Source organism: Alteromonas sp. KS69, from assembly GCF_003989595.1.
In the GTDB taxonomy this organism is placed as follows: domain Bacteria; phylum Pseudomonadota; class Gammaproteobacteria; order Enterobacterales; family Alteromonadaceae; genus Alteromonas; species Alteromonas naphthalenivorans.
Genome location: NZ_PYHU01000064.1, coordinates 1 through 1,554 on the forward strand (window position 1 = coordinate 1; position 1,554 = coordinate 1,554).

Sequence of the window (1,554 nt, forward strand, 5' to 3'; positions counted from 1 at the left end):
AGACATATGTTAACGACATTGCTGGATAAAAGAGCGAGTTTAGAATACTGATGATGTTAAATGTTGGCGTTACGGTGTTGATAAAAAGCGCGTTGCTAAAGCCGTTGAACCTACCGAAAAAGCAAGCTGTAAAGACAACCTAGCGAAACAACCTTGATGTTGGAATGTCACAGTTAAACCTACTTTTTTATGCTGTAGGTAAATGACGCCTAACATTAAGCTAAGCGGCGCAGTTGCGTGGGGCATAATGGCGAAGCCGCCCCGCGTAAATGCGTCCGAGCGACCGAAGGGAGTGGTCTTTAGCGCTTTGTTAGAAGCAGAGCCAGTTCCTTTGGTCTTTTTAAAAACTGTTGATGTCAGCATACGATTGATTGTTAACACAAACAAGCAAAATGCCAGTGCACGATGGTTTTGAATTGACTGAAGCTAGCCGCCATCTGAGCTATCGAGTGTAATGGCGCTTGCTGACTTAAAATAAGTACTTAACGATAAAGCGCCTATTGCACCACCTTTGAATTAAAAGCGGCGGATTTAAACCTACCACAAGTCAGAGCGATGCAAATGAAAACAGATGAGGGCAGTTGCACTGGGATTTGTATTAAGCCAAACGCAGTTTAGGCTGACGCCTTATAACTTTTAAATAAGGGGCGCAGACGCGTGGGCTAAAATGCGAAGCAGCCCACGTGTATGCGTCCCAGCGAACGAAGTGAGTGACTTTATTTTTTTGTTATGTGCCCACTGCTTATTCATAACTAACTTCCCACCCAATTCTGCTTACATGCTTAGGCCTACAGAATGCCATAAAAGTAAACAGGGAAGCTAATGAACCTGTTAAAGCGACAAGATCTGTTAACTCCGTGTTGTTAGAAACGGAAACAAAGTAGGTAACAATACTAAGTAGCAATATGGAAATAGAAAAAAACAGCAGGAAAGAAAAGCTGTTCATTAGCATATCTAGAACGAACCTAAAAAAATATAGGTACACTCCTATGAAGAGCAATTGGGCAAATATGACTATTGGCCCGTTCGACTTTAGGGTATAGAAAATAGTAAGCAAGCCAGCAATAAGAAAGCCTGAGCTAAACTCTATTACTATGCCCCGAATTGATTTATTCCTCAATGCAAAATCCCTTTGGCACATAACTTTAAGCTTTGGGGCGCAGGCACGGGGCTATAATCGCGAAGCGGCCCCGTGTTTGCGTCCCAGCGACCGAAGGGAGTGCCAACAGCGCTTTGTTAGGCGTACAACTGAAAGTACGCAGCTTTGCTGCCACAACTAGCCGATTAGACCGCGTATTTAAATTATTGAAATTAAGATAAAACAACCCTGTGCGAAAAGCTAGATGTTAACAGTATTGCTGGATAAAAGAGCGAGTTTAGAAAACTGGTGATGTTGAGTGTTGGCGTTGCGGTGTTTAAAAAAAGCGCGTTGCTAAAGCTATTGAAACTACCGAAAAAGCAAGCCGTAAAGACAACCTAGCGAAACAACCTATATGCCGGAATGTCACGACTGAACCCACATTTTAATGCTGAAAGTAAATGACGCCTAACTTT

Annotated in this window: 1 protein-coding gene; it reads right to left on the bottom strand. The window is 42.7% G+C overall.

Going from position 1 to position 1,554, the window contains the following annotated elements; all coding sequences use genetic code 11:
• Nucleotides 1-69 precede the first annotated feature (69 nt).
• Nucleotides 70-387: a hypothetical protein gene (locus C7Y69_RS22010; protein ID WP_260563936.1), complete on the bottom strand. Its 318-nt coding sequence runs from the start codon at nt 385-387 to the stop codon at nt 70-72.
• Between the last annotated feature and the right edge of the window lie 1,167 nt (nt 388-1,554).